This is a genomic window from Azoarcus sp. DN11 (genome assembly GCF_003628555.1).
GTDB lineage: Bacteria > Pseudomonadota > Gammaproteobacteria > Burkholderiales > Rhodocyclaceae > Aromatoleum.
The window spans coordinates 1,486,076-1,508,239 of the sequence record NZ_CP021731.1 but is presented as its reverse complement, the minus strand read 5'-3'; the positions used below and the strand labels follow the sequence as shown (position 1 = coordinate 1,508,239).

The 22,164-nt window shown below is 65.8% G+C and carries 18 protein-coding genes; 15 read left to right on the top strand and 3 right to left on the bottom strand.

Annotation, left to right across the window (positions count from 1 at the left end; all coding sequences use genetic code 11):
- The first annotated feature begins 30 nt into the window (after window positions 1–30).
- The 15 genes from CDA09_RS06920 to CDA09_RS06855 all read left to right on the top strand — a co-directional run bounded on the left by CDA09_RS06920 (window position 31) and on the right by CDA09_RS06855 (window position 19,134).
- A complete protein-coding gene (locus tag CDA09_RS06920) occupies window positions 31–1,209 on the top strand; it encodes an ABC transporter substrate-binding protein (protein ID WP_121427951.1) in 1,179 nt (392 codons plus the stop codon).
- A 380-nt stretch (window positions 1,210–1,589) separates the two neighbouring features.
- Window positions 1,590–4,259, top strand: a complete 2,670-nt coding sequence (aceE, locus tag CDA09_RS06915) for a pyruvate dehydrogenase (acetyl-transferring), homodimeric type (RefSeq protein ID WP_121427950.1) — start codon at window positions 1,590–1,592, stop codon at window positions 4,257–4,259.
- Between the two features lie 22 nt (window positions 4,260–4,281).
- Entirely contained in the window at window positions 4,282–5,943 is a 1,662-nt protein-coding gene (aceF, locus tag CDA09_RS06910; RefSeq protein WP_121427949.1) for a dihydrolipoyllysine-residue acetyltransferase, read from the top strand.
- 12 nt (window positions 5,944–5,955) lie between these two features.
- Window positions 5,956–7,719, top strand: a complete 1,764-nt coding sequence (gene lpdA / locus CDA09_RS06905) for a dihydrolipoyl dehydrogenase (protein ID WP_121427948.1) — start codon at window positions 5,956–5,958, stop codon at window positions 7,717–7,719.
- Between the two features lie 189 nt (window positions 7,720–7,908).
- On the top strand, window positions 7,909–8,070 hold the full coding sequence (locus tag CDA09_RS23275) for a hypothetical protein (RefSeq protein ID WP_164844377.1): 162 nt from the start codon (window positions 7,909–7,911) through the stop codon (window positions 8,068–8,070).
- A 201-nt stretch (window positions 8,071–8,271) separates the two neighbouring features.
- Window positions 8,272–10,080, top strand: coding sequence for a GGDEF domain-containing protein (locus tag CDA09_RS06900; RefSeq protein WP_121427947.1), 1,809 nt, complete (start codon window positions 8,272–8,274; stop codon window positions 10,078–10,080).
- 192 nt (window positions 10,081–10,272) lie between these two features.
- Window positions 10,273–11,448 (top strand): flagellin, encoded by a 1,176-nt coding sequence (locus tag CDA09_RS06895; RefSeq protein WP_121427946.1) that lies wholly within the window; start codon window positions 10,273–10,275, stop codon window positions 11,446–11,448.
- 79 nt (window positions 11,449–11,527) lie between these two features.
- Window positions 11,528–11,890: a flagellar protein FlaG gene (locus tag CDA09_RS06890; protein ID WP_121427945.1), complete on the top strand. Its 363-nt coding sequence runs from the start codon at window positions 11,528–11,530 to the stop codon at window positions 11,888–11,890.
- A gap of 11 nt (window positions 11,891–11,901) precedes the next feature.
- The gene (gene fliD, locus CDA09_RS06885) at window positions 11,902–13,215 is read left to right on the top strand and encodes a flagellar filament capping protein FliD (RefSeq protein ID WP_121427944.1); all 1,314 of its coding nucleotides are present in this window, start codon (window positions 11,902–11,904) and stop codon (window positions 13,213–13,215) included.
- A gap of 16 nt (window positions 13,216–13,231) precedes the next feature.
- Window positions 13,232–13,648 (top strand): flagellar export chaperone FliS, encoded by a 417-nt coding sequence (fliS, locus tag CDA09_RS06880; RefSeq protein ID WP_121427943.1) that lies wholly within the window; start codon window positions 13,232–13,234, stop codon window positions 13,646–13,648.
- A 10-nt stretch (window positions 13,649–13,658) separates the two neighbouring features.
- On the top strand, window positions 13,659–13,988 hold the full coding sequence (locus CDA09_RS06875) for a flagellar protein FliT (RefSeq protein WP_121427942.1): 330 nt from the start codon (window positions 13,659–13,661) through the stop codon (window positions 13,986–13,988).
- A 47-nt stretch (window positions 13,989–14,035) separates the two neighbouring features.
- Window positions 14,036–15,190: a flagellar hook-length control protein FliK gene (gene fliK, locus CDA09_RS06870; protein ID WP_121427941.1), complete on the top strand. Its 1,155-nt coding sequence runs from the start codon at window positions 14,036–14,038 to the stop codon at window positions 15,188–15,190.
- Window positions 15,177–15,494: an EscU/YscU/HrcU family type III secretion system export apparatus switch protein gene (locus tag CDA09_RS06865; protein ID WP_121427940.1), complete on the top strand. Its 318-nt coding sequence runs from the start codon at window positions 15,177–15,179 to the stop codon at window positions 15,492–15,494. Before fliK ends, CDA09_RS06865 begins: the two co-directional genes overlap by 14 nt.
- 52 nt (window positions 15,495–15,546) lie before the next feature.
- Window positions 15,547–16,317, top strand: coding sequence for a flagellar brake protein (locus CDA09_RS06860; protein ID WP_121427939.1), 771 nt, complete (start codon window positions 15,547–15,549; stop codon window positions 16,315–16,317).
- Window positions 16,318–16,443: 126 nt separating this feature from the next.
- Window positions 16,444–19,134, top strand: coding sequence for a PAS domain-containing protein (locus CDA09_RS06855; protein WP_121427938.1), 2,691 nt, complete (start codon window positions 16,444–16,446; stop codon window positions 19,132–19,134).
- Window positions 19,135–19,157: 23 nt separating this feature from the next.
- Here CDA09_RS06855 and fliE read toward each other — a convergent pair whose 3' ends face one another.
- From fliE to CDA09_RS06840, 3 genes are all read right to left on the bottom strand, one after another.
- Entirely contained in the window at window positions 19,158–19,481 is a 324-nt protein-coding gene (gene fliE, locus CDA09_RS06850) for a flagellar hook-basal body complex protein FliE (RefSeq protein WP_121427937.1), read from the bottom strand.
- 78 nt (window positions 19,482–19,559) lie between these two features.
- On the bottom strand, window positions 19,560–20,963 hold the full coding sequence (locus CDA09_RS06845) for a sigma-54-dependent transcriptional regulator (protein ID WP_121427936.1): 1,404 nt from the start codon (window positions 20,961–20,963) through the stop codon (window positions 19,560–19,562).
- Complete coding sequence (locus tag CDA09_RS06840; RefSeq protein ID WP_121427935.1) at window positions 20,960–22,120, bottom strand: sensor histidine kinase; 1,161 nt, start codon at window positions 22,118–22,120, stop codon at window positions 20,960–20,962. Before CDA09_RS06840 ends, CDA09_RS06845 begins: the two co-directional genes overlap by 4 nt.
- Window positions 22,121–22,164 lie beyond the last annotated feature (44 nt).

Genomic DNA, 22,164 nt, shown 5'->3' with positions numbered 1-22,164 from the left:
CCGCCTTGCCGACCACACAGAGATTCCCGCGTGCTGCGCCTCATCTTCGCACTGCTGTATCTCCTCGCCCTGCCGACCCTCGCTGCCGATCCGATCCGCATCGGCGTGTCCGGCCCCTTCACCGGCGGCTCCAGCCCGATGGGCATTTCGATGCGCGAAGGCATCCGCATCGCCGCGGCCGAACTGAACGCGAAGGGTGGCGTGCTCGGGCGGCCGATCGAGCTGATCGAACGCGATGACGAGGCGCGCAACGAGCGCGGCGCACAGGTCGTGCAGGAACTCATCACCAGGCAGCACATCGTCGCCGGACTCGGCATCGTCAACACCGGCGTCGCCCTCGCGAGCCAGCGCTTCTACCAGGAAGCGCGCATCCCGATGGTCACCTCCGTGGCGACCGGCTCGATGCTGACCCGGCAGTTCCTGCCCCCGCAACATCCCGACAACTTCATCTTCCGCGTTTCCGCCAACGATACGATCCAGGCCGCGATGATCGTCTCCGAGGCGATCGACCGGCGTGGCCTGAAGCGCGTCGCGATCTTTCACGACGCGACCAACTACGGCCAGCTCGGGCGCGAGGACCTCGAGCACGCACTTGCCGGACGCGACCTGAAACCGGTCGCGGTCGAGCGCTTCAATCTCCAGCAGACCGACATGACGATACCGCTGCGCCGCGCGCGCGATGCCGGCGCCGAAGCGATCCTCACCTACGGCATCGGCCCGGAACTCGCCCATATCGCCAACGGCATGGCGCGCATCAACTGGCGTGTGCCCCTGATCGGCAGCTGGACGCTCGCGATGTCGAATTTCATCGACAACGCCGGCCCCAACGCCGAAGGCGCACGCATGCCGCAGACATTCATCCCCGAACCGACCTCGCCGCGACGCCAGGCCTTTCTCGAGGCGTGGCGTACAGCGACGGGCGGTGGCCGCATTCCCGTCCCGCCCGCCGCCGCGCAGGGGTATGATTCGCTGCTGCTGCTCGCCGCAGCGATACGCCAGGCCGGTAACACGGATGGCGACCGCATCCGCGAGGCGCTGGAAAATCTGCACGAGAAGATCGAGGGCGTGGTCATGACGTATCGCACCCCCTTTTCGAAGGACCGCCACGAGACGATCACCAGCGTCCATGATATTTTCATGGGCGAGGTGCGCGACGGTCACGTGGTGTTTGCCTACGATGACGACCGTCGCAGGGCATCGGGCCGCTAGCCTGCCGCATCCCGTTTTCCGAATCGGCCGGGAGATCTTCCTCTCCCTCCCTTTCTCCCGGCCGGTTTTTTTCCTCGCTCCGGTCCGCGCGGACCGGTTCGTCCGCGCCGTACCCATGCCCACGCCCCCCACCGCGAACGCACTCGACGCCGCTCGCCGCATGGCCTTGGCCGCGTTTCCCGCATGCCTCTCACATGCCCCTCGCAAACTCTTCTCCCTGCCCGGAATAGGCAGCCAAGATTATTGCACATCCTGAAATCTGGTTTTAGAATGCGAAAAATGTCGATCATCAAACGCGATCGGCGTCTCACGGATTCGACCCGGACCACCTCTCAAGGGCGGATTCGCCAACCGCGAAGCTCAACACAAGGAGACAGAGCATGGCCGCGACACCCAACGTAACGCTGCAGACGGACCCGGACACGCAGGAAACCCAGGAATGGCTGGACGCCCTCCAGGCCGTCGTCGCCAATGAAGGCGTCGAACGCGCCCATTTCCTGGTCGAGAAGCTGATCGAAGCCGGCCGCGAGGAAGGCATCGACATCCCCTATTCGGCAACCACGCAGTACATCAACACCATCCCCGCCCACCAGCAGCCGAAGTACCCCGGCAACCCGGACATGGAGATCAAGCTGCACTCCTACATCCGCTGGAACGCGATGGCGATGGTCGTACGCGCGAACAAGCACACCAACGTCGGCGGCCACATCGCCTCCTTCGCGTCCGCCGCGGCCCTATACGACGTGGGCTTCTCGCACTTCTGGCGCGCCCCTTCCGCCGAACACGGCGGCGACCTGATCTTCTTCCAGGGCCACTCGATTCCCGGCATCTATGCGCGCGCCTTCATGCTCGGCCGCCTGACCGAGGAGCAGATGGACAACTTCCGCCAGGAAGTCGACGGCCACGGCATCTCGTCCTATCCGCACCCCTGGCTGATGCCCGATTTCTGGCAGTTCCCGACCGTGTCGATGGGCCTCGGCCCCCTGTGCGCGATCTACGCCGCGCGCTTCATGAAGTACATGGACAGCCGTGACATGGCCAAGGCGCAGGACCGCAAGGTCTGGGCCTTCCTCGGCGACGGCGAGACCGACGAAGTCGAATCGCTGGGCGCGATCGGCATGGCCGCGCGCGAAAAGCTCGACAACCTCATCTTCGTCATCAACTGCAACCTGCAGCGCCTGGACGGACCGGTGCGCGGCAACGGCAAGATCATCCAGGAACTGGAAGCCGAATTCCGCGGCGCCGGCTGGAACGTCATCAAGCTCGTGTGGGGCACGCACTGGGACGCCCTGCTCGCCCGCGACACCAAGGGCCTGCTGAAGAAGCGCATGATGGAAGCGGTCGACGGCGAATACCAGACCTTCAAGGCGAAGGACGGTGCCTACGTGCGCGAGTATTTCTTCAACACGCCGGAACTGAAGGCGATGGTCGCCGACTGGACCGACGACGAGATCTGGCAGTTGAACCGCGGCGGCCATGATCTCTTCAAGATCTTCTCGGCCTACAAGGCGGCCGTCGAGCACAAGGGCCAGCCGACGCTGATCCTCGCCAAGACCATCAAGGGCTTCGGCATGGGCCAGGCCGGCGAGGCGATGAACATCTCGCACCAGCAGAAAAAACTCGACGAAGCCGCGATCCGCCGCTTCCGCGACCGCTTCGGCCTCCCCGTGCCGGACGACAAAATCGCCGAACTGCCCTACCTCAAGTTCGCCGAGGATTCGCCCGAACACAAGTACCTGATGGAGCGCCGCATGGCGCTGGGCGGCTTCCTGCCGCAGCGCCGCCAGAAGGCCGAGCCCCTGGCCGTGCCCGCGCTGGAAAACTTCGCCGCGCTGCTGAAGGCCTCGGGCGAAGGCCGCGAGCTGTCGACCACGATGGCGATGGTGCGCATCATGAACACGCTGCTCAAGGACAAGCAGATCGGCCGCCACGTCGTGCCGATCGTCCCGGACGAGTCGCGCACCTTCGGCATGGAAGGCATGTTCCGCCAGTACGGCATCTGGAACCAGCAGGGCCAGAACTACGTGCCGGAAGACCATGACCAGCTGATGTTCTACAAGGAATCGAAGACCGGCCAGGTGCTGCAGGAAGGCATCAACGAGGCCGGCGCGATGGCCGACTGGATCGCCGCCGGCACCGCGTACTCGGTGCATGGCGTGCAGATGATCCCGTTCTACATCTTCTATTCGATGTTCGGCCTGCAGCGCACGATGGACCTGTGCTGGGCGGCGGGCGACCAGCGCACCCGCGGCTTCCTGGTCGGCGGCACCGCCGGCCGCACGACGCTCAACGGCGAAGGCCTGCAGCATGAGGACGGCCACAGCCTGATCCTCGCGAACATGATCCCGAACTGCGTCAGCTACGACCCGACCTTCCAGTACGAAGTCGCCGTGATCGTGCAGGACGGCATGCGCCGCATGTTCGCCGAACAGCAGGACGTGTACTACTACATCACGGTGATGAACGAGAACTACGAGCATCCCGAGATGCCGGTCGGCGCCGAAGGCGACATCGTCAAGGGCATGTACGCGTTCAGGAAGGGCAACGAAGGCAAGCTGCGCGTGCAGTTGCTGGGCTCCGGCACGATCTTCCGCGAAGTCATCGCCGCGGCCGACCTGCTGAAGAACGACTGGGGCGTCGAGGCCGACCTCTGGGGCTGCCCGAGCTTCAATGAACTGGCCCGCGAAGGTCAGGACGCCGCGCGCTGGAACATGCTGCACCCGATGGAAGCGCCGCGCCTGAGCCACGTCGAGAAGTGCCTCACGGGCGCCGTCGGCCCGGTCGTCGCCGCGACCGACTACGTGAAGCTCTACGCCGAGCAGATCCGCCCGTTCATCAAGAACACCTACGTCACCCTCGGCACCAACGGCTTCGGCCGCTCGGACACCCGGGAAAAGCTGCGTCACTTCTTCGAGGTCGATCGCTACTGGGTCACCGTGGCCGCACTGAAGGCGCTGGCCGACGACGGCCTGATCGAGCGCGACAAGGTTGCCGCCGCGCTGCTGAAGTACAACCTCGATCCCGCCAAGCCGAATCCGATGTCCGTCTGAGAGAGCCAGGGAGACCAAGAACATGAGTCAAATGATTGAAGTGAAGGTCCCGGACATCGGCGATTTCTCCGCGGTGCCGGTCATCGAGCTGTTCGTGAAGGTCGGCGACACGATCAATATCGACGACGCGATCGCGACGCTCGAATCCGACAAGGCGACGATGGACGTGCCGTCCTCGGCCGCCGGTGTCGTCAAGGAAGTGCTGGTCGGTCTCGGCGACAAGGTCGGCGAAGGCAGCGTGCTGATCAAGGTCGAGGCTGCCGCCGCCGGCGCCGCTGCACCGGCTCCGGCCCCCGCAGCCGCTCCAGCCCCCGCGGCTGCCGCGCCCGCTGCTGCGCCCGCTACCCCCGCGGCAGCGCCGGTCGCCGCCGGCCGGATCGAAGTCGCCGTGCCGGACATCGGTGACTTCTCCGATGTGCCGGTGATCGAGCTATTCGTGAAGGCGGGCGACACCATCAAGGTCGACGACGCGATCGCGACGCTCGAATCCGACAAGGCGACGATGGACGTGCCCTCGTCCGCCGCCGGCGTCGTCAAGGAAGTGAAGGTCAAGGTCGGCGACAAGGTGTCCCAGGGCGCTGTGCTGATCGTCATCGAAGGCGCAGGTGCCGCGCCTGCGGCTGCGGCATCGGCTCCGGCTCCTGCCGCCGTGACCCCGGCGGGCGCGACCCCCGCGGCCTCGACCGCCGCTTTCGGCCAGTCGGCGCTGTCCGCCCCGATCAACGTCGCCGCCCCCTCCGCCGTCACCCTCGGCGGCAAGGTGCACGCAAGCCCCTCGGTGCGCGCCTACTCGCGCGAACTCGGCGTCGATCTCGCGCAGGTCAAGGCGACCGGCCCGAAGGGCCGCGTCCTGAAGGAAGACGTCACCGCCTTCGTGAAGGGCGCGATGCAGACCGGCGTCGTCCCGGGCAAGGCCGCCGCAGCAACTGGCGGCGCGAGCCTCGGTGGCGGCCTGGATCTGCTGCCCTGGCCGAAGGTCGATTTCTCCAAGTTCGGCGAAATCGAGACCAAGCCGCTGTCGCGCATCAAGAAGATCTCCGCACAGAACCTCGCCCGCAACTGGGTGATGATCCCGGCCGTGACCTATCACGAGGACGCCGACATCACCGACCTCGAGGCCTTCCGCGTCGCGATCAACAAGGAAAACGAGAAGTCGGGCAAGAAGCTCACGATGCTCGCCTTCATCATCAAGGCCTCGGTGCGCGCGCTGCAGCAGTTCCCCGAGTTCAACTCTTCGCTCGACGGCGACAATCTGGTTCTCAAGAAGTACTTCAACATCGGCTTCGCGGCCGATACGCCGAATGGCCTCGTCGTGCCGGTGGTGAAGAACGCCGACAAGAAGAGCGTGTTCGAGATCGCCGCGGAAACCGGTGAACTGGCGAAGAAGGCGCGCGACGGCAAGCTCGGCCCGGCCGACATGTCGGGTGCCTGCTTCACGATCTCGTCGCTCGGCGGCATCGGCGGCACCTACTTCGCGCCGATCGTCAATGCGCCCGAAGTCGCGATCCTCGGCGTCAACAAGTCGGTGATGAAGCCGGTGTGGGACGGCAAAGCTTTCCTGCCGCGCCTCACGCTGCCGATGTCGCTGACCGCCGACCACCGCGTCATCGACGGCGCGCTGGCGACCCGCTTCAACGTCTACCTCGCGCAACTGCTGGCCGACTTCCGTCGGGTCATGCTGTAAGGAGGCCGCACCATGAGCCAAGTTGAAGTCAAGGTTCCGGATATCGGCGATTTCGAGTCCGTCCCGGTGATCGAACTGTTCGTGAAGGCCGGCGACACCATCGCCATCGACGACGCGATCTGCACGCTCGAATCGGACAAGGCGACGATGGACGTGCCCTCGTCGGCCGCCGGCATCGTCACCGAAGTGCTGGTCAAGGTCGGCGACAGGGTCGGCGAAGGCGCCGTGCTGCTGAAGGTGGAAGCTGCTGGCGCTGCCGCTGCAGCTGCACCCGCAGCAGCCCCGGCTCCGGCCGCTGCTCCCGCCGCCGCCCCGACCGCCGCAAGTCACACCGGCGGTGCCGACATCGAGTGCGACATGCTCGTGCTCGGCGCCGGCCCCGGCGGCTACTCGGCCGCGTTCCGCTCCGCCGACCTCGGTCTCAAGACCGTGATCGTCGAGCGCTACGCGACCCTCGGCGGCGTGTGCCTGAACGTCGGCTGCATCCCGTCGAAGGCGCTGCTGCACGTCGCCGCGGTGATGGACGAGGCCGAGCACATGTCGGCAGCGGGCATCACCTTCGCGAAGCCGACTGTCGATATCGATGCGCTGCGTGCCCACAAGGACAAGGTCGTCGGCAAGCTGACCGGCGGCCTCGCCGGCATGGCCAAGGGCCGCAAGGTCGACGTCGTGCGTGGCTACGGCAGCTTCCTCGACCCGAACCACGTCGAAGTCGAAGTCACGACGGGCGACGCGCAAGACAAGACCGGCGAGAAGAAGGTCATCAAGTTCAAGCAGTGCATCATCGCCGCGGGCTCCGCCGCGGTGCACCTGCCCTTCATCCCGCGCGACCCGCGCATCGTCGACTCGACCGGGGCGCTGGAACTGCGCTTCGTGCCGCAAAAGATGCTCGTCATCGGCGGCGGCATTATCGGCCTGGAAATGGCGACGGTGTATTCGACCCTCGGCACCCGGGTTGATGTCGTCGAAATGCTCGACGGCCTGATGCAGGGCCCGGACCGCGACGCCGTCAAGGTGTGGGAAAAGCAGAACGCCCAACGCTTCGACAACGTGATGCTGAAGACCAAGACCGTCGCCGTCGAGGCGAAGGAAGATGGTCTGTGGGTCACCTTCGAGGGCGAGAAGGCTCCGCAGGGTTCGCAGCGCTACGACATGATCCTGCAGGCCGCTGGACGCAGCCCGAACGGCAAGAAGATCGGGGCCGAGAAGGCGGGCGTGCTCGTCACCGACCGCGGCTTTATCCCGGTCGATGCGCAGATGCGCACCAACGTGCCCAACATCTTCGCAATCGGCGATGTCGTCGGCAACCCGATGCTCGCGCACAAGGCGGTGCATGAAGCGCACGTCGCAGCGGAAGTCGCCGCCGGCGAGAAGTCCGCCTTCGACGCGACGGTGATCCCGGGGGTCGCTTACACCCATCCGGAAGTGGCCTGGGTCGGCTACACCGAAGAACAGGCGAAGAAGGAAGGCCGCAAGGTCGAGACCGCCAAGTTCCCGTGGGCCGCCTCCGGCCGCGCGATCGCCAACGGTGCCGACTACGGCTTCACCAAGCTGATCTTCGACGCCGAAACGCACCGCGTGATCGGCGGAGCCATCGTCGGCCCCTCGGCCGGCGACATGATCGGCGAAGTCTGCCTCGCCATCGAGATGGGCGCGGACGCGGTCGACATCGGCAAGACCATCCACCCGCACCCCACGCTCGGCGAGACGGTCGGCATGGCCGCCGAAGTCGCGCACGGCAGCTGCACCGACGTGCCGCCGCCGCGCAAGAAGTAACACGGCAACATCGCAATCAAGGGGCGCTTCGGCGCCCCTTTCCATTTTGCGCGCCGCCATTCGCCACGCTCACCCGAACGTCCGTGACCGCCGTCGCCCCGGATTTGCCCTATGGGTCGAATACTGTATATACTTACAGTCATCAATCAACGCGCCCCTCAATGGGCTTGCTTACCGACGGAGACCACCATGGAACTGTGGATCAATCGATTGCTGATGGGGTGCGGCGGCGCTTCGGGCATGATGCTCGGCACGGGTGAAGCCATCGGGGCTTCGACGCTTGCCGCCGCGACGATCTTCGCTGTGTGGTTCATGCGCATGCAGGCCCGCAACGCGGCCGACGAGCGGTGAATTTGCTGTCGACAAGCCCGTTGCGGCCCGCCCCCGATTCAAGCTCGCCGTCTGGCAAGCCGTCACCTCCGGACTGAGCCTGTCGAAGCCCTGCCACTCCTTCGGCCGGGAAATTCGCACGCAGGCCAGACCGACATGGTCGGCATTGCGCTGATATCCCTATAATCGCCGAACACTTTGTCCGCATGAACGCTGTCGTCGATGTCCGCCCCCACCCAGCCGTCGGAAATAGCCCGCGAAGTGCTGCGCCTGTTTGCGGCGCGGCGCATCTCACCCACTCCGGACAATTTCCGCAGCCTGTATTACGAAGTTGCAGGCACCCCGGAAGCCGACGGCCCTTTCCCGGACAAGTTCGTCCGCGGTCTCGCACGCCAGTTGCCGCGCGACACCGCCGAACGGGCAAGGATCACCCGCCAACTCGATCAGGCGCTTTCGGAAAACAATCCTGATGCCTGCCGACAGGCACTGGCCGATTATCTTGCCAGCCTCAGGATCGACCAACCGCCCCCCTGGAATGAACTGATCGGCACCCTCCTCCGGCACTGGGAGTCAAGGCAGGTCGGATGGACCACCGCACGCAAGCGCGAATCGCTCGACCGCGTCCTCGGCGCCAACGATCCGGCAACGCTGTTCATGCGGCTCCAGGGACTGGTCCGCTCGTGGTCGCGGGCGGCGACCGACCCCGAGTCACCGGTATTGCCGGCGTCGGCCGAAACCGCGACACGTCCTGCTCCAGACACCTCCGGGTCAGCCGACAGCGTCCCGCCTGCCCTGCGCGTCCTTGCTCCCGGCGAAACCGGCGAATTTCTGGCTGCCTCCCAGGAACTCCTGCAACTCGTGCTCGACACGGTAGTGCCCCCCCTGCTTTCCGAGCAACCCGATCTCGCGCAGGAAGCCGACAAGTTCTCCGATGCAGTCAAAGCCGCCGCCAGCGCCGAAGATCTGCGCGCCATCGCCACACAGCTGCGCAAATTCGCCTACCGCCTCGAGATGGTTGGCGGGGATCGCGCCGAAATCCATGCGGGTATCATCAACCTGCTGCACTTGCTGCTGGAGAACATCGACCAGATCGTCGTCGACGACAGGTGGCTCGGCGGCCAGATCGAACTCCTGCGCGACGTCCTCGGCAAACCGGTGAACGTTCGCCTCATCGACGACGCCGAACGCCGCCTGCGCGACATCATCTACAAGCAGAGCCAGCTCAAGCACAACTACTCGGAAGCCCAGCGCTCGCTCAAGGAAATGCTGGCCGGCTTCGTCGACAACCTCGCCAGCTTCGCGGAATCCACCGGCACCTACCACGACCGAATCGGCAGCTGCGCCGACCGGATTTCCGCTGCACGCGACATTGCCGAAATCGGCGACGTGCTCGGCGAAGTCATGCGTGAATCGCACTCGATGCGCGAACAGGCCCGCAGCTCGCGGGACGAATTGCAAGCAACGCGTGAGCGCGTCCACGAAGCGGAAGTGCGCATGACCGAACTGCAGCAGCAGCTCGACGAAGCCAGCCGCCTGATGCGCCACGACCAGCTCACCGGCGTACTCAACCGGCGCGGCCTTGCCGAGGCCTTCGACAAGGAGTCAGCCCGCGCGCGCCGCCACGGCGGTGCACTGAGCCTCGCCCTGCTCGATCTCGACAACTTCAAGCAACTCAACGACAGCTTCGGCCATCGCACCGGCGACGAAGCCCTGATCCACCTCACCACCATCGTCCAGAAGAGCCTCCGCCCCCAGGACACCCTCTCGCGCCACGGCGGCGAGGAGTTCATCCTCCTCTACCCCGACACCACCCTCGACCAGGCTCAGGCGGCGCTCGTACGCCTGCAGCGCGAACTCACGCGCAATTTTTTCATGACGCACGAGAGCAGGCTGCTCATCACCTTCAGCGCGGGCGTCACCGAGTGGACGCCCGCCGACACGATGGACACCGCGATCCGGCGCGCCGACGCAGCGATGTACGAGGCCAAACAGGCAGGCAAGAACAAGGTCATCGCCAAACCCCGGGAATGAAGGCATTCCGACCCGAATACCCGCACACCGTCATGCATCCATGCCGGTTGTGCGGGCCTCCGCTAAATCCCCTAAAGTTTCTTCGCGCCCCTCCGTTAATGGATTCAACGGCAGACAAAACGCCCGCGCAAGATGCAAACGGGGCATGAAGCCGGGATAACGGAAGTCATCTCTCTCACTAGGGGAACCATCATGGCACAAGTCATCAACACCAACGTTGCCTCGCTGAACGCGCAACGCAACCTGACCACCTCGCAGAGTTCGCTCGCCACCTCGCTGCAGCGCCTCTCCTCCGGTCTGCGCATCAACAGCGCAAAGGATGACGCCGCCGGTCTCGCGATTTCCGAGCGCATGAACGCCCAGATCCGCGGCCTGAACCAGGCTGCCCGCAACGCCAACGACGGTATTTCCCTAGCCCAGACGGCAGAAGGTGCGCTGAGCGAAATCGGCAACAACCTCCAGCGTATCCGCGAACTGGCCGTCCAGTCGCGCAACGCCACGAACTCCGCCAACGACCGTGCAGCACTGCAGAAGGAAGTGGTGCAGCTCAAGGCCGAGATCGACCGCGTCGCGAACCAGACCTCGTTCAACGGCACGAAACTGCTCGACGGCAGCTTCACCAACCAGGACTTCCAGGTCGGCGCGGATCAGGGCCAGACGATCACCATCTCGGGAATTGCCAACGCCAAGATTGCGGCACTGGGAAGTTGGACTTCCGTCGCATATACGACCGCCGCGGGCAATGCACCGGCTGTCGGAGCACTAGCTGCAGGCGATCTGACGATCAATGGCGTTTCTGTCGGGGCGGTCGCCGCCGGTGCGACTCCCGTAGCGCAAGGCGCCGCCGTCGCCACAGCAATCAATGCGACAACGGCAACCTCTAACGTTACGGCCAGCGCTGACGCAACGACGGGCAAGATCACCCTGACCTCTACCACGGGAACCCCCATCGTAATCGGCGGTGCTGCCGCCAATCAGACCGCCACGCAGAACGCTACAGGTCTGACCTTCGGTACTGCGGCCGTCACCGCTACCACTGGCACGGCGCAAACCGGGTTCACGAATCTGGACGTTTCGAGTGTAGCGGGCGCAGACAATGCGATTCTGGCGATGGACGGAGCCCTCAACGCGGTCAATGGCGCCCGTGCCGATCTCGGTGCGATCCAGAACCGCTTCGCTTCGACGGTTGCCACGCTGAACACGACTTCGGAAAACCTGACGGCGTCGCGCAGTCGGATCCGCGATGCGGACTTTGCGGTCGAGACCGCCAACCTGACACGTGGCCAGATCCTGCAGCAGGCCGGCACCGCGATGCTCGCCCAGGCGAACTCGCTGCCGAACAACGTGCTGAGCCTGCTCCGCGGCTAAGCAAGGCAAGGCGTCCCACGAACGCACGGCGCGGGATTCGCAAGAGTCCCGCGCCGTTGCCCCATGAGGGAGAGACATCATGAGCATTCAACCCATCCCGCCGGCGGCTGCAAACCTCGCGCAGCAGCTCGCGGGTCCGGAAGCATCGAACCCGGCAGTACGGCAAGCCGCGGGCGTGAGCGCGGAAACGCCTGTACCCGGCACCGCGGGATCAGCGGACGCCACCCGGATCGGCCACGCGCTCGATGAAGTGCGCAAAGCGCTTGCTCCCGTGGCGCAGAATTTGCTCTTTTCGATTGATGACAACACGGGCCGCACCGTCATCAAGATCATCGACAGCAGCACCGACGAAGTGATCAAGCAGATCCCGTCGGAAGAAATCCTCGCGATCGCCAAAGCGCTCGATAAACTGCAGGGGCTGCTGGTCAGACAGCACGCCTGAAGGAGACGGACATGGCACTCACCGCAAATGGACTCGGATCGGGACTCGACGTCAACGGCCTGGTCGGGCAGTTGATGGCAGTCGAGCAGCGCCCGCTGACGGCGCTTGCGGCCAAGGAATCCAGCTACCAGGCGAAGCTCTCGGCCTTCGGGCAACTCAAGAGCGTCCTGTCCGCCTTGCAGACGGCGTCGGACGCCCTCAAGGACCCGACAAAATTTTCCGCGAAAATTGCCACCCCAGCCGCCGACGCCGGCTTCACTGCGACCGCGGCATCAGCGGCCGCGGTCGGCAGTTATGCGATCCAGGTGACGACCCTCGCTGCCGCCCAGCGCTCCGCGACCAATAGCACCACGACCTTTGTACCCGGTGCGGGCACCCTGTCGGTGACGATCGGCGGCCAGACCAAGACATTGAACTTTGCCGGCGGCACCATCGAGCAACTGCGTGACGCCATCAATGGCGGCAACCTCGGCATCACCGCGAACGTCATCGATAACGGGACGGCGAAGCAACTCGTCCTCACCGGCCAGAACACGGGCGCTGCCAACGCGTTTACCGCAACCGGTCTCGGCATCGAAACCAGCCTTTACCAGGTTCAGGCGGCGAAGAATGCGGCGCTGACGATCGACGGGATCTCGATCTCGCGCGCCAGCAACACGATCAGCGACGCCCTCACTGGCGTGACGCTGACGCTCACCAAGGAAACCACGACTGCCGCCAGACTAGCGGTAGCCGACGACCCCAGCGCCGCCAGCAACGCGCTGGGCGCCTTCGTCAAGGCCTACAATGACGCCAACAACGCGATCAAGAACCTGACGGCCTTCGACCCGAACACCCGCCGGGCCTCGACCCTGACCGGCGATTCGACCGCCCGCTCGATTCAGAGCCGACTCCGGGGCCTGATCGGCGGCGCGCTATCAGGTTTTGCCGGCGTGCAGCGGCTTTCCGACCTCGGCATCGCTTTCCAGGCCGACGGCACGCTCGCGATCGACAACACCAAGCTCACTACCGCGCTGAAGGACCACAGCAAGGACGTGGGGGGATTCTTCAGCGGCGGCGGGAGCATCACCGGTTTCGCCGCGACGCTGTCGACGATGCTGGATGGCTTCCTCGGCAGCGCTGGCCTGCTCGCCGGCCGCACGGACGGCATCAATGCCTCCATCAAGGCGCTTGGCAAGCAGCGCGACGCGTTGAACGTCCGGCTGGAGCAGATCGAGAAGCGCTACCGCGCCCAATTCACGGCACTCGATTCGATGGTTTCCAGCATGACGCAGACCAGCAGCTTCCTCACCCAGCAAATTGCGAACTTGCCGAAGATCGGCTAGCAAACAGGAGCGTGTAATGTTCGGTTCATTCCCCAATCGCGCCGCCGCGTATGCCCAAGTCGGCGTCGAAACCGGGGTCAGCACCGCAGACCCGCATCAGCTCATCCTGATGCTGTTCGACGGCGCCCTGCTCTCCGTCGGCACCGCATCCGCGGCGATGGAAAACCAGGATATCCGGGGAAAGGGCCAGGCGATCTCCAAGGCGATCGAGATCATCATGAACGGCCTCAAGGCGAGCCTGGATCTGAACGCCGGCGGCGAACTCGCCGCGCGCCTGGCGACCTTGTACGACTATATGAGCGAACGGCTGCTCTACGCCAACCTGCACAACAGCCGCCCTGCCCTCGACGAAGTGCACGGACTCCTCGAAACCCTGCGTGAAGCCTGGGCCGGGATTGCCCCGGGCACCACGGCAGCAAACGTCGCGGCCTGAGGGGGACGCCATGTCGTCGCTCGCCCTGTATGAAGCGATGAGCACGGTGTCGGCGGCGATGGTCGAAGCGGCGCGGGCGAACGACTGGGACCGCCTCGTCACGCTGGAACGCGAGATGGCAGCGTTGCGCGACGAGATCGTTCACACCGCAGACGCGGCACAGGAACCCCTTGGCGCCGACGCGGCGGCGCACAAGGCGGAGCTCATCGCCACGATGCTCGGGAACGACGCCGAAATCCGCAGCCACGTCGAGCCGTGGCTCGCCAGCGTGCGCAAACTGCTGTCCGGCACGGCCCGCGACCGCGCCGTGCGCGCCGCTTACGGCGCATTCGGCCCCTGAGGATCTGACCGGCCTCCGGACGGTCTCAAGACACAGGAGCGCTCACGATGATCCCCTCCGATCTCGCCGCCCGCCTGCGTCTGCTCACGGAGGCGAGCCTCTTCGACAGCGAGCCGCCACTTACGGGCCTGACGCGCGGCCGCGAACTTCAGGCGCGCCTGCCGGAGCTTATGCCCGGCGAGCGCTTCGTCGCGACGATCGACCGTCAGTTGCCCGATGGCACCTTCAGGGCGATTGTCGCGGGTCGCGATTACACGCTTGCCCTCGGTCAGTCGGCGAAATCGGGCGATACGCTCGAACTGGTCGTCACCGAAAGCACGCCGAAAGCGGTGTTCGCGCAGCTCGCGGAACCGCTGCTTGCCGGCAACGAAGGCGCGCGCCCCGCACTCAGCGCAACCGGGCGGCTGATCGGCTTTCTGCTTACCGGCCAACCAGCGCCCCAGGCTGCCACGCTCGCCGGCGGCAAACCCGTCGTCGCCGTACCGCCGGCAAACGATGCCGCCGCGACGCTCGCCCCGGCGCTACGACAGGCCCTGTCCCAGAGCGGCCTGTTCTACGAATCGCACCAGTTGCAGTGGATCTCCGGAAAACTCGATACCGCGTCCCTGCTGCAGGAGCCGCAAGGCGAACTGGCTCGCCCGCCTGGCACGCCTTCGGCCAACCCGGCCGACGCGGCAACGATCGCCCGCCATGCGCCCCCGGTACGGGCAACGGGCGAATTCGCGACCGGCACGCCGCCGCCGGATGCGACATCCGCCGTGCAGGATACGGGAACGGCGGCAGGCTCGAATCCCTCGGCGTCCGCCGGAACACGCACGACCGCGATTCCGGACCGGCTGGCACCCGTCGTCTATCAGCAACTCGATGCGATGGCGACGCAGAACTACGTCTGGCAAGGCCAGGTCTGGCCGGGACAGTCGATGGAATGGGAAATCGAGGACCCGCGGCGTGATGACGGCGCGGGCGGGGACGAGCCGGCAGCCGAATGGAAGACCACGCTGCGCCTCGCCCTGCCGCGGCTCGGCGGAGTCGAGGCGCGCCTGGTCCTGACGCCGGCGGGCGTGGCATTGCGCCTGCTCGCCGACGACGCCACCACGGTTGCGGCGCTCGACCGCGCCCGGGGGCGGCTCGACAGCGCGCTCGAGGCCGCCAACGTCCCGCTCACCGGTTTCGTCGCGGAGCGCCGTGATGGCGGAAGCTGACCGGGACGCGAATCCGCGCGGCGAAGCGGTCGCGCTGGCCTACAGCAAGGGCGACGCCGCACCGCGGGTGGTCGCGAAGGGCCGCGGACTGATTGCGCGCGAGATCATCGAGCGCGCTCGCGAAGCCGGCGTATTCGTCCATGAATCGCCGGAACTGGTCGGTCTCCTGATGCAGGTCGATCTCGACGCCCGCATTCCGCCCGAACTCTACGTCGCGGTGGCCGAACTGCTGGCGTGGATCTATCGCGTCGAGCAGGGCTCGTCCGCGGCCGGCGCACCACCAGCTGGGCAACCGCACTCCTAGTCGATCGTGCTATAAACGGTGCTTTGCACCTGCCCGGCTTGCCCCGATTCCCATGCCGCCACTACCCGAAGCCGCGACGCAGCAGCGTCCGCTGGACCCCGAGGCCTTCGCGCGCTACGCCGTGCACGACCCGCGCGAGATCCATCGGTTGCTCGCTGCCGTGGTGGAGAAGCGCCTGCTCCTCTCGGCCTTCATCGACCAGGACGAATCGTTCATCACCCTGGCGGTCGCCGTCATCGACGACGGAACGCTGATCATCGACGCCTGCCCCGACGACGCGCGCAACGCCCGGGCGGGAAACGCGGCGCAACTCGTCTGCACGACCCGCCTCGACAACGTGAAGCTGCAATTCGCGCTACAGGCTCCGGCACGCATCATGTACGACGGCCGGCCGGCACTGCGCGCGGCGCTGCCCGAGAGCGTGCTGCGCCTGCAGCGGCGCGAGTATTACCGCCTGCCGACCCTGCAGGCCGATCCGCTCGTCTGCGTGATCACCCATGCGGCCGGTGACGGCAGGCGCCACGAGGTTCGGGCGCGCATCCTGGACATCAGCGGCGGCGGGCTCGCCATCCTGGTCCCGCCGCGGGAACTGGAGTTCGTGGCTGGCGCCGAGTTCAGCGACTGCGTGCTCCGGCTGCCGGACGGCGATCCGCTGGCGGTGCGCCTGAAAGTCCGGAATCTGTTCGAGGTCGAGAAAGCGAACGGAGTGAAGGTGCGGCGCGCCGGCTGCGAGTTCATGGGCTTGTCGAACCAGGCCACCGCGAGAGTCCAGCGTTACATGTTCAAGCTCGAACGGGAGCGGAGAATGCGCGGCGAGCGCTGACCCCGCCCACCACCGGGAACGAATCGGGGCAAACCGGCAGCGCTATTCTGCCGACCAATCTCGCCAGACCTTTATTTACGAATTCGGCGACCTTACGGCTTCATCCAGCGCGCAAGATTTCTGCCCATGGACACCTCGACGCTGTTGACCACCAACGCACTGCTCTCGGCGGCAGCCGCGGTAATAATGTTCGTGGTCCTGTTCACCCGCAAGACCTATCCGGGATTCGGTCTCTGGGTGGCGGGCGTTTCATGTCTTGCGTTGGGCGCGGCAATGCTGATTCCGGGGGCCTTGCCGTCGACCTGGCCGATCCGGCTGGCCCGCAATGCCATGTGGGTCGGCGGGCTGGCCCTGATCCTCCGCGGCATGCTGACCTTCCGCGGCTACCGGATCAAATACCGGCTGGAGTGGCTGCTCGCCCTCTCCTTCCTCGCCGTGTTCGGCTACTACAGCCTCGACCCCGACGATCTCGGCGCACGCATCGTCACCTATTCCGTCTATGCGGCCATCCTGAGCTTCGCGACAGTTCTCGTCACCTTGCGCCGCCGTCCGGCACATTTCGGCTCCAACGACGTTCTGCTTGCGCTGTGGCTGTCGGCCTATGGTTTGCTGTCCCTTGCGCGAATTGCACAGCAGCTCGGCAGTCCCGATGTCACGACCGCCTTCGAGGCCGCGAAAGGCGTCGGCGTGTTTTACGCGATCGCGCAAATCGTGACGGTTCAGCTGGTGACATTGACCCTGATCAGCATCAATTCGCAGCGGATCGAGCGGGAATACCGGGCGAGTGAAGCCCGCTTGCGCGACCGTGAGGAGCAGCTCCGGTCCATGGGCGACAACCTGCCGGATGGTTTCGTCTATCAGTACGAAGTGGTGGACGGCGAGCCGCGGTTCAATTACGTCAGCGCCGGCGTCGAGAAGATCGGCGGCCTGAAGCCGTCCGAACTGCTGGCGGACGCCCGGCGACTGTTTGCGATGATCGCCCCGGAGTCCCTCGCAGCCTACCTCAAAGACGAAGCGGAAAGCGCCCGGACTCTCAGCGTCTATTCGGGTACGTTGCGCTTCACCCCGTCGGACGGCCGGCCGCTGTGGCTGCACGTGCAGTCGCGCCCGCACAGGCGCCCGGATGGAGTCGTCGTTTGGGACGGCGTCGCCATCGATGTCACCGAGCGCAGGAAAGCCGAACTGGAACTGGAGCAATACCACAGTCGGCTGGAAACCCTGGTCGCGGAACGTACCGAAGCCCTGAGCCAAGCCCTGGCCCAGCAGGCGCTCGACCGCGAACGCCTCGAATATGCGCTGGACGCCACTAATGACGGCTTGTGGGACTGGGATATCCGCAAAGACATCAGCTACCTCAATCCAGCCTACAGCAGGATGCTGGGCTACGCGCCCGGCGAACTGCCGGAAAGCACCTCCCGGCATTTAGTCGCCTTGCTGCATCCCGACGATCGGGAGTCGGTGCCTTTGCAGGCCCGGCACCTGCTGGAGACGGCTGGAAGCTACGAACTCGAGTTCCGGATACGCTGCAAGGACGGCCGCTACAAGTGGATTCTCAGCCGGGGCAAGCTCGTGTCACGCGACGAGCATGGCAAACCGTTACGCGCGGTGGGAACCCATATCGACCTCACGGCGCGCAAGGAACTCGAGCTGGCGATGCGCGAGGCGAAGGAAGAGGCCGAAGCCGCCAGCGTGGCCAAGAGCGCCTTCCTGGCCAACATGAGCCATGAGATCCGCACGCCGCTGAATGCCATCACCGGCATGGTCCATGTCCTCAGGCGGTCGGGCGTCAGCCCGGAGCAGGGGATGCGACTCGATACCATCGAGACCGCGGCAGAACATCTGATCGAGATCATCAATGCGATTCTCGATCTCTCCAAGATCGAGGCCGGCAAGTTCACCCTCGAGGAAACTCCCGTGCACCTCGAAGGCCTGGTCGCGAATGTCTCGTCAATTCTCCGGAACCGGGCGGAGGAGAAGGGCTTGCGCTGGGCAACCGAGGTTCAGGCGCTGCCCGGCAATCTTCTCGGCGACCACACGCGCATCCAGCAGGTGATGCTGAACCTGGCGACGAACGCGATCAAGTTCACGGAATCCGGAACCGTCACGGTCCGCCTCCGGCAGGTCGAGGCAACCGATCAAGCCATTCAGGTCCGCTTCGAAGTCGAGGACACCGGCATCGGCATCGATGCGGAAATCCTGCCGCGGCTGTTTTCGAGTTTCGAGCAGGCCGACAACTCGACCACGCGCAAATACGGCGGCACGGGCCTGGGCCTGGCCATCGCGAAAAAACTGGCTGGACTGATGGGCGGCGATGCAGGGGCCACCAGCATCCCCGGAAAAGGCAGCATGTTCTGGTTCACGGCCCGACTCAGGAAGGGGCAGCCTGGCGTCGCAGCCGCAAGGATCGTCGATGAAGAAAATGCGGAAAGCGTTCTGCGCCGCGACTATGCCGGCACGCGGATCCTGATGGCCGAAGATGAACCGATCAATCGGAAGATTGCGCTGTTGCTGCTGAAGGACGTCGGACTGGAAACGGATACCGCGGAAAACGGTGCACAGGCCCTGGAACTTGCCCGCCGGAATCCCTACGCCCTGATCCTGATGGACATGCAGATGCCGGTGATGGACGGTCTCGAAACGACCCGGCGCATCCGGGAACTGCCGGAATACGCCCGGACGCCGATCATTGCCCTGACGGCGAATGCCTTCACCGAGGACAAGGTGCGCTGCCTGTCGGCCGGGATGAATACTTTCCTGACCAAGCCGGTGAACCCCGGCGAGCTTTATGCCGTACTGCTGAGTTCGCTGCGGCGGTAATCCTGTGCTGGTTCCGGACGCCCTCAAACGGGCATGTTGAGGATGTCCTGATACGCCGTGACGAGGCGGTTGCGGACCTGCACCATCTGCTGGAACGAGAGGTTGGCCTTCTGCAGGTTGACCATCACGTCCTGCAGATTCACGTTCGGATCGCCGGCGGAAAAGTCCTGCGCCATGCCGCGGGCTTCCTGCTGCGCGGCACTCACGTCCTTGAGGGCGCCCTGCAGGACCTCGGCAAAGTCGACGCCACCCGCGGCCTGGGTGCTGGCGGCCGCCGGCTTGGCAGCCGCCGCCTGGGCGGTGGCGCGCAGTTCGCCGATCATCTGATTGATTCCACGCGTGTCCATACGCTCGACCTCGAGACCGAGTATCCGATGTGCTCAGTCTAGCAAAGCAATCGCCGTGCCGAAAGGATCCGACAGGCACTACACGTCGTACCCTTCGTCACGGTACTGCTGAAGCTTGTAACGCAAGGTCCGTTCCGAAATGCCAAGCTTTTCGACGGCCCGTTTGCGCGACCCGCCGACTTCGCGCAGCGTCGAGAGGATGTGTTCGCGTTCGAGGTCCTTCATGTTTGCCGGCCGGCCGACAGCAGTCGGATCGGGTCGGGCCACGGAAAAACCGGCAGCATTTTCCGGCGATGCGGCAAAATTTGCCGACAGCGATGCCGTTTCGGCGCTTCGCGCCGGTTCCGTCGCAACCCAGTTCGGCAGGCACAGGTGCACCGTCTCGGCGGTGATCGTGTCGCCGGCAGCGAGAATCAGTGCGCGCTGCATCGCGTTTTCCAGCTCGCGCACGTTGCCGGGCCAGGCGTGGTGCACCAGCAGCTGTTCGGCTTCCAGGCTGAGCCGCGCGTTTCGCTTGAGGCGCTCGCCGTGGCGGGCGAGGAAATGGCGCGCGAGCGGCAGGATGTCGCCGGGGCGTTCGCGCAGCCCCGGGATCGCGAGCGGGAAGACGTTGAGGCGGTAATACAGGTCTTCGCGGAAGCGGCCGGCGGCGACTTCGCGCGCCATGTCGCGGTTGCTGGTCGCCAGCACGCGGATGTCGAGCTCGACCGGTTTCTTCCCGCCGACGCGCTCGACCTCGCGCTCCTGCAGCACGCGCAGGAGCTTGGCCTGCAGCGAGAGCGGCATTTCGGAGATCTCGTCGAGCAGGATGGTGCCGTCCTGCGCCTGCTCGAACTTGCCCGGCTGGGCCGTCTGCGCGCCGGTGAAGGCGCCCTTCTCGTAACCGAAGAGCGTCGCTTCGAGGAGGTTCTCGGGAATGGCGGCGCAGTTGATCGCGACGAAGGGGCCGGTCTTGCGCGGCGAATGTTCGTGGATGTAGCGCGCGAACACTTCCTTGCCCGTGCCCGATTCGCCGGTGAGCAGGACGGTCGCGTCGGTGCCGGCGACGCGCGCGGCAAGCGCAAGCAGGTTGCGCGTGTGCGGATCCTCGGCCACGGTGTCGTCGGCCCCCGGCGGCTGCGAGGCGTAGCGGCGCACGCTTTCGAGCAGGACGTCGGACTCGAAGGGCTTCATCAGGAAATCGCAGGCGCCGCCGCGCATCGCGGCGACGGCCTTGTCGACGTCGCCGTAGGCGGTCATCAGCAGGACGGGGAGCTGCGGCAGGCGCGCGCGGATTTCGCCGAGGAGTTGCAGGCCGTCCATCGGCTGCATGCGCAGGTCGGTGACGACAAGGTTGAATGCCTGCCGGCCGATCTCGGCAAGGGCGGCGGGCCCGCCGTCGACGCCGGTGACGCGATGCCCGCCCATTTCGAGCGTGAAGCACACGGCATCGCGGAGCGCGTCGTCGTCCTCGACGACGAGGATGTTGATCTGTTCGATCATGAAGATTCCTTCGGCGCCTGCGCGGCGTCCCCCTCGTCGGGACACGGCAGCGGCAGGCTGAGAATGAACAAGGCGCCCTTGCCGGGACTGGATTCGACCGCGATGTCGCCGCCGTGCCCGCGGGCGACGCCGCGTGCGATCGCGAGGCCCAGGCCCGTGCCGTCCGCACGCGTGGTGAAGAAGGGATCGAACAGGCGCGCCTGATGCACCAGCTCGATGCCGCGGCCGTTGTCGCGGATGCGGAACAGCACGGTGCCGCCTTCGAGCACCGCGGAAAGATCCACCGCGCCCCCCGGCTCGGTGGCCTGGATGGCGTTTTCCAGCAGGTTGGTGATCGCCCCGCTCAGTGCCTTGCGGTCGCCGAGCAGGGTCGCATCGCCGCAGTCGCAGGAGGACGAGAAGGCGATCTGCCGCGCCCGGGCGAGCGGTTCGAGGGTATGCACGAGCTCGCCGGCGAGATCGCAGATGCCGAAGCGCTGGCGGCCGAGGCTGTCGCCGCGCGCGAAGAGCAGCATGTCGCGGATCAAGCGCTCGAGATAGCGCAGGCGCTCAATCGCCCGGTCGGCAACGCGCGCGCGGTCGGCGGGGGCCAGTTCGGGCTGCTTGAGGTTGCCGGTGTAGAGCAGCGCGGCCGCGAGCGGCGTGCGGAGCTGGTGGGCGAGGCCGGCGATCATCTCGCCCATCGCCGCCAGCCGTTCGTTGCGCTCGGCCTGCAGGCGCATGCGGTGCGCATCGGTAACGTCGTGCAGCAGGATGATGCGCCCTTCGCCCGACTCCAACGTCGCGTCGGACAGCGACATGCGGCGGGCGCCCACCGTCAATTCGCCGGGCGTCTCGGTGGCGTTGAGCGCGGTCGCCAGCTCGTCCCACGGCCGGCCCGCGAGATCGCCGCCGAGCAGGGTTTCGGCGGCGCGGTTGCACTGCTCGACACGCCCCCCGCGATCCAGCACCACGACCCCGGCGGGTAGCGCACCGAGCAGCACCGCGAGGCGTTCGGTGAGCTGCGCGACCTGCCCCTGCAGCGCGTTGTACGCGGTCGACAGCTCTTCCGATGCGCGCGAGAACATCTCGAACGCTTCGGCGAGCTGCGCGGCGTCGAGGCGCTGCCCCTCGCCGGGCGCGGCATCTGAGGCGTCAGGAGGCGTTTCAACGGACATGGCGTGCAGGACGTGATTTCACGGCTGGCAGATTAAGCCCCGAT

Coding starts and splice junctions, on each gene's coding strand:
- CDA09_RS06865 (WP_121427940.1), top strand. CDS start 15,177: ATGGCGGAAGCTGACCGGGACGCGAATCCGCGCGGCGAAGCGGTCGCG.
- aceE (WP_121427950.1), top strand. CDS start 1,590: ATGGCCGCGACACCCAACGTAACGCTGCAGACGGACCCGGACACGCAG.
- lpdA (WP_121427948.1), top strand. CDS start 5,956: ATGAGCCAAGTTGAAGTCAAGGTTCCGGATATCGGCGATTTCGAGTCC.
- CDA09_RS06875 (WP_121427942.1), top strand. CDS start 13,659: ATGTCGTCGCTCGCCCTGTATGAAGCGATGAGCACGGTGTCGGCGGCG.
- CDA09_RS06895 (WP_121427946.1), top strand. CDS start 10,273: ATGGCACAAGTCATCAACACCAACGTTGCCTCGCTGAACGCGCAACGC.
- CDA09_RS23275 (WP_164844377.1), top strand. CDS start 7,909: ATGGAACTGTGGATCAATCGATTGCTGATGGGGTGCGGCGGCGCTTCG.
- fliS (WP_121427943.1), top strand. CDS start 13,232: ATGTTCGGTTCATTCCCCAATCGCGCCGCCGCGTATGCCCAAGTCGGC.
- aceF (WP_121427949.1), top strand. CDS start 4,282: ATGAGTCAAATGATTGAAGTGAAGGTCCCGGACATCGGCGATTTCTCC.
- CDA09_RS06860 (WP_121427939.1), top strand. CDS start 15,547: ATGCCGCCACTACCCGAAGCCGCGACGCAGCAGCGTCCGCTGGACCCC.
- fliE (WP_121427937.1), bottom strand. CDS start 19,481: ATGGACACGCGTGGAATCAATCAGATGATCGGCGAACTGCGCGCCACC.
- CDA09_RS06900 (WP_121427947.1), top strand. CDS start 8,272: ATGTCCGCCCCCACCCAGCCGTCGGAAATAGCCCGCGAAGTGCTGCGC.
- fliD (WP_121427944.1), top strand. CDS start 11,902: ATGGCACTCACCGCAAATGGACTCGGATCGGGACTCGACGTCAACGGC.
- CDA09_RS06840 (WP_121427935.1), bottom strand. CDS start 22,120: ATGTCCGTTGAAACGCCTCCTGACGCCTCAGATGCCGCGCCCGGCGAG.
- fliK (WP_121427941.1), top strand. CDS start 14,036: ATGATCCCCTCCGATCTCGCCGCCCGCCTGCGTCTGCTCACGGAGGCG.
- CDA09_RS06845 (WP_121427936.1), bottom strand. CDS start 20,963: ATGATCGAACAGATCAACATCCTCGTCGTCGAGGACGACGACGCGCTC.
- CDA09_RS06890 (WP_121427945.1), top strand. CDS start 11,528: ATGAGCATTCAACCCATCCCGCCGGCGGCTGCAAACCTCGCGCAGCAG.
- CDA09_RS06855 (WP_121427938.1), top strand. CDS start 16,444: ATGGACACCTCGACGCTGTTGACCACCAACGCACTGCTCTCGGCGGCA.